The following is a 5382-nucleotide window of genomic DNA, read 5'->3' on the forward strand; positions in this document are numbered from 1 at the left end:
GGGCTGGAGGTAGACGGGCTCGATGTCGTCGATGCTCATGCCCGCCTTCTGGAGCTGCAGGAGCAGGTGCCCGTGCGCCGATGTGCCCTTGCCCACCGCGACCTTTTTGCCCTTGAGCTCCGCGATCGACGAGATCCCCTTGCCCTCGGGCGCGATAATCTTGTCGCCCTTGCCCGACATGTCTGTCGTCGAGACGATCTTGATCCGGGCGCCCGACGCCGCGCCGAACAGCGGCGGGGTGTTGCCGGTCACGGCGAAGTCGATCTTGCCCGCCGTGAGCGCCTCGACCTGCGGCGGGCCGGAGGTAAAGGTGGACCAGTTGATCTTGTACGGCAGGTCGCCGAGCTGCCCGGCGGCCTCGAGCAGGGACTGCGTGCCGCCCTTCTGATCGCCGACCTCGAGGACCACGTCGCCGAGCTGATCGGCGGGCACCCGGTCGGGCTCGGTCGACGCGGCGAGCGAGTCCGCCTCCCGCTGCACGCAACCGCTCGTGGCGACGAGCACCGCGGCGAGAAGTACTGCGAACAGGGCGAGCGCCGTTGGGGCGGGCAGGCCGAGTGTGCGAGAGCGCCGGGCACGGGCCGCCGACGGCGAGGCCGTCACGGGCGCGGACCCGCTCATTCGCCGGCCTCCTCGGTTGCGCCCTGCACGGCGACGTCGAGCACGGCGAGCAGCTCGGCCTTGAGGTCCGGATCAGGACGCCCGGATCGCGGATCGGAAATGACGGCGGACCGCGCGATCCGCCCGGCCCGCAGGACGTCGACCCGGTCCGACAGGGCGATCGCCTCGTCGACGTCATGGGTTACGAGGAGGACGCCGAAGCGGTGCCGCTCCCACAGCGAGAGCAGCAGGGAGTGCATGGTCCCGCGCGTGAGCGCGTCGAGCGCGCTGAACGGCTCGTCGAGGAGGAGGAGCCCGGGCTCGCCGACGAGTGCCCTGGCCAGAGAGGCGCGCTGCGCCTGCCCACCCGAGAGCTCGCCGGGGTAGGAGTCGCCGTGCTCGTCGAGCCCGACCTCGGCGAGGGTCTCCGCGACGCGGCGGGCTTTCTCTTTCGCGGGCACGTCGATCTGGTTGAGCCCGTGCGCGACGTTCCCTGCGACGGTCCGCCACGGCAGGAGGCTCGGGGTCTGGAACACGACGGACGGGGTGCCGGAAGTGCGTACTCCGCCGGTGGCGCCGCCGTCGAGCCCGGCGAGAAGGCGCAAAGCGGTCGACTTGCCGCTACCGCTGCGGCCGATGAGCGAGACGATCTCGCCGGTGCTAATGCGCAAGTCGAGCCCGTCGAGGACGGTCGTGTCGCCGAAGGCGCGGCGCACGCCGGAGAGTTCGGCGGCTGCGCCGGTAGGGGCGCTCGGTGTCGGCGGCGTTTCGAACCCGGGGCGCGAGTGGCGGCGGACGGTGTCGAGGAGTGTCATGGGGTCTCTCTATTTCTGTAGTGGTTGGGCGGCCGTCTGCCGGAGATCAGTGGTAGTGCCGGAGGGCGCGGCGCTCGAGCGCGCGGACGAGTGAGTCGGTGAACACGCCGAGGAGCGCGTAGACCACGAGCCCCACGAGGATCACGTCGACCTGGAGGAAGTCCCGGGCGTTCATGATGAGGAAGCCGAGCCCGCTCGTCGCGTTGAGCTGCTCGGCGACGATGAGCGTGAGCCATGCGATGGCGAGCGCCTGGCGCAGTCCGACGAGCGCCTGCGGTGCGACCGACGGGAGGATGACGTCGACGAGCCGCTGACGCCGGGAGAACCCGAATACCGTGGCGACCTCCTCGAGTTTCGGGTCGATCTGGCGGATGCCCGCGGCCACGGTGAGGTAGATGGGAAAGAACACGCCGAGAGCGATGAGCAGCACCTTCGGCGCCTCGCCTATGCCGAACCACAGGATGAACAGCGGGATGAGCCCGAGGTGCGGAAGCGCGCGGAGCATCTGCAGCGGGGGATCGAGGATGTAATCGGCGAGGCGCGAGCCGCCGACCGCGATGCCCGCGAGGAGGCCGGCGGCGATGCCGAGAGCGAGGCCCTGGACCACGCGCCACGTGGAGACCACGAGGGCGTCGCCGAGCTCGCCGCTGCGGATGAGGTCCCAGCCGGACTCGGCGATGAGTTGCGGGGCGGGGAGGATCCGCTCGGGAATGAGGCCGAAGAATGAGCCGAGCTGCCAGAGCACCACGATCGCGATGGGGGATAGCCAGCGGGCGATGGGCGAGTGCCACAGTCGCGAGGCGAGCGTGCGGCGCGGGGCGTCGCCACCGGCGGAGCGCGAGCCGGGGTCGTCGACTCGGCGGCGGCCGGCCGGGACGGGTTCGGGGGCGCCCACCGGGCGCGCCGCGGTTCCTGCGGGTTCGAGGAGCGTCGTCATGGGTGGTCCGTTTCTCTAGTCGTTTGTGACGTGTCCGCGCAGGCGTTCGGGGCAGCGGCCCGCCGGGCGAGGACTGTTCGGGGTGCTCATGCTGGCGTGGTCCGAGCGGAGGTCACCACCTTTTGGCTCGCGGGGAATCGAAGGTGCCCCACTCACTAGACAGATCTGTCTATTTCGGTGCTAATGTTCATTCCGTGACCGAGAACATCCACCTATCGGGAGCGGCCCAGAGCGCGCCGACCTTCCGTGTCTCAGACGTCAGCGCCGCTCAGGTCCTGCGCGCGATTCGTTTCCGCGGTGCAGCCTCCCGTTCGGAGCTTGCCGAGGTCACCGGGCTGTCGAAGGCAACCGTGGCGCGCGCCGTCACGAGCCTCGGAGAGCTCGGTGTGATCCATCGGCAGCCGGGCGCGACTAGCCAGGGGGCCACGGGCCGCCCCGGCGAGGTACTCGAGCTCGACCCGGCGGGCCCGGTGGCGGTCGCGGTGCACATCGGCCTCAAGGACTCCGTCGTGGCGATCTGCGACATGCGCTGCCGGGTGCTCACTGCGCGCGGCGTGCCCACCCCGAGCGATCCGCGGGACAGCGTCGACCTGCTCTCCGCCGAGGCGTTCCGTCTGCTCGACGGCTTCCGCGGGCGCCCCCTCGCCGCGGGTGGGGTGGCCACGGCGGCGCGCGTCTCACCGACCGGCCTCGTCGAGCACGACCTCCTCGGCTGGCACGGCGTGCCCCTCGGCGAACTCTTCGGCGAGACGCTGGGCGTGCCGTTCTCCGTGGCGCCGCAGGTCGAGGCGATGGCCGCAGCCGAGCTCCTCGTGGGCCACGAGCGCCACTCGGGCTCGACGCTCCTCGTCTACGGCCGCGAGTACATCGGCGCCGCGCTTGTGATCGACGGCAACGTCCACCAGCCCTCCGCCGGCCCCGCGGATCTTCGTCACCTTCCCTTCGGCGAGGTGCCGAACCTCGACGACCGCGGCAGGGGCCTGATCGACACGGTCTCCGACCACGGGCTCTTACGCGCCGCGCGCGCGGCGGGACTCGGCGTCTCGTCCGTGACGGCGCTCGACGAGCTCGCCGCGAAGGACGGCGGGGGAGCCTCGACCGAGACCGCTCGAGCAATCCTCCGCGACCGCGCGCTGGCCCTCGGCCGGGTCGTCGGGACCGCGTCGGCGCTCTTCCGCCCGGACACCGTGGTGCTCTCGGGCCAGGCCTTCACCGATCACCCGCGCTACCTTCCCGACGTGCTCGCCGGGACGCGCGAGATTCCCCTCGCCGGGCGCGAGCCCTCGCTGCGTGTCTCCACCGCGGGGCGCCGCGTACAGGAACAGGCCGCGATGGCGGTGGCGCTCGACCGGCTCACCGCGGACCCGGAGCGCGCGCTCGCGGAGGTGGCCTCGGGTTGTGCCGCTTGAAGCGTCTTTGACGACGTAGGTGCCGAAACCCCGCTCGGCTGAGACCATGGGCGCATGAGCGACGCACGAGAAGATGGGCAGCGCGGGCACGGCCCCGAAGAGAACCTGTGGCTCGCCGGGCTGCGGGAGAACGCGGACAAGTCCGCCGAGTACGCGGAGCGGTGGCGGCGGATGGTCGCCGAGTGCCGCGATATCGACGGCGAAGCGCGGCTCGCCGACGCCATGGTGCCTCGCGGATCCCGAATCCTCGACGCCGGCTGCGGCACCGGCCGGCTCGCCGGATACCTCGCCCGGGCCGGGCACGAGGCGTGGGGAGTGGACCTCGACCCGGCGCTGGTCGAGGTGGCGCGCGCGGATCACCCGGGCGCGCATTTCGAGGTGCAGAACCTCGCCGAGCTTTCGATAGCCGGAGACGGCGGGGAGCCGCTGGAATTCGACCTGATCGTGAGCGCCGGGAACGTCATGGCGTTCCTCGCCGGCTCCGAGCGCGCCCCTGCGCTGCGCGGCATCGCCCGACACCTCGCCCCTGCTGGCCGCGCCGTAATCGGATACGGCTCAGGCCCGGGGCGGACCTGGGATTTCGAGGATTTCGTTCGCGACGCTGCGGAGGCCGGGCTCGCGTTGCAGCAGCGATTCTCCACGTGGGACCTGCGCCCGGCGAACGGCGAATTCTTTGTCGGCGTCTTCGGCCGGGCGGACTAGTTGCGCTGCCGGGCGTCCGACGCGCGACGGGAAGCCCGGATCGCCGGGCTTTCGAAGCACCCACCAAGTTGTGCGAGTACCCACGAAGTTAGGAGTGCGTGGGTACTTACGGAACTTCGTGGGTACTTCCCGTCGGCCGCCGGTCGAGCGACGGGCGGGGCTGGTGGGATGCCCGAGGTGCCCCGCCGCTACGCCCCGGGCGTCTCCGGCTGACCGTTGGTGTCGACGGCGGGATCGCAGACGAGCCACTTGCCGTCTTCCCTGCGCATCTTCGTGTCCTCTTCGGTCTCCTGGCCTTCGTCGCTGGTGCTCTTGATGTGCGCCGTCGCGTCGTCGCCATCGAGGTCGACACCCGTGACCTCGAGAGAGGACGGGAACGAGGAGCGGATCTGCTCGGTGAACTGCTGGTCGAAATCGACGCCGGAATCCTTCGAAATCGTCGCCAGCTGGTCGGTGAGCTCCTGGCTCGGCTTGTACTGCGCGCAGATCTTCTCGCCGAACTCCGAGAAGCTCTCGACCGAGCCGAGGCTGGTCAGCGTGTCCGAGATCTCGCGCTCTGCCTTGGCCTCCGGACTGCTGCGCGCCACGAGGAACCACACGAGCGCGATCACAAGGAGGATGACGACGACGGCCGCGCCGATGATGAGCCCGAGCTTGCGCCCGCCCGCCGCCTTGGCGGCGCCGCCCTGCGCCTGCCCTGCGGGCTGCTGACCCGAAGGCTGCTGGCCCTGTGGGTAGCCCTGGCCACCGGAATGTCCCTGGCCGCCGGGGAACCCCTGCTCCACCGGGTCACCCTGGCCGCCGGGAAAGCCCTGGCCGCCGGGACGACCCTGCCCCGCTGGGCCTCCCTGCCCGCCGAATCCGGGGACGGGTCCATTGTTCTGGGGCGGCTGTTGCGGCTGGTTGGGCTGCTGGGGCG

General features: G+C 71.1%; 6 protein-coding genes. 2 read left to right on the plus strand and 4 right to left on the minus strand.

The genetic code is table 11. The features are described 5' to 3' along the window. The 3 genes from V7E05_RS13350 to V7E05_RS13360 form a co-directional block, all read right to left on the minus strand. A partial coding sequence (locus V7E05_RS13350) for a PhnD/SsuA/transferrin family substrate-binding protein (protein WP_333620129.1) occupies positions 1 to 621 on the minus strand: 621 nt, incomplete at its 3' end. Next, on the minus strand, positions 618 to 1415 hold the full coding sequence (locus V7E05_RS13355; RefSeq protein ID WP_333620130.1) for an ABC transporter ATP-binding protein: 798 nt from the start codon (positions 1413 to 1415) through the stop codon (positions 618 to 620). The genes V7E05_RS13355 and V7E05_RS13350, both read right to left, overlap by 4 nt. A gap of 46 nt (positions 1416 to 1461) precedes the next feature. Further along, complete coding sequence (locus tag V7E05_RS13360) at positions 1462 to 2352, minus strand: ABC transporter permease (RefSeq protein ID WP_333620131.1); 891 nt, start codon at positions 2350 to 2352, stop codon at positions 1462 to 1464. A gap of 194 nt (positions 2353 to 2546) precedes the next feature. On the opposite strand from V7E05_RS13360, the gene V7E05_RS13365 reads away from it, so the two are divergent. Continuing rightward, positions 2547 to 3761 carry an ROK family transcriptional regulator gene (locus V7E05_RS13365; protein WP_333620132.1) on the plus strand — a complete coding sequence of 405 codons (1215 nt, stop codon included), beginning with the start codon at positions 2547 to 2549 and terminating at the stop codon, positions 3759 to 3761. Positions 3762 to 3815: 54 nt separating this feature from the next. Continuing rightward, positions 3816 to 4463 carry a class I SAM-dependent methyltransferase gene (locus V7E05_RS13370; RefSeq protein ID WP_333620133.1) on the plus strand — a complete coding sequence of 216 codons (648 nt, stop codon included), beginning with the start codon at positions 3816 to 3818 and terminating at the stop codon, positions 4461 to 4463. A gap of 188 nt (positions 4464 to 4651) precedes the next feature. Here V7E05_RS13370 and V7E05_RS13375 read toward each other — a convergent pair. After that, the coding region (locus V7E05_RS13375; protein ID WP_333620134.1) for an Rv0361 family membrane protein at positions 4652 to 5382 on the minus strand (731 nt) is incomplete at its 5' end.

Origin of the sequence: Dietzia sp. (genome assembly GCF_036741115.1) — a bacterium.
In the GTDB taxonomy this organism is placed as follows: Bacteria; Actinomycetota; Actinomycetes; order Mycobacteriales; family Mycobacteriaceae; genus Dietzia.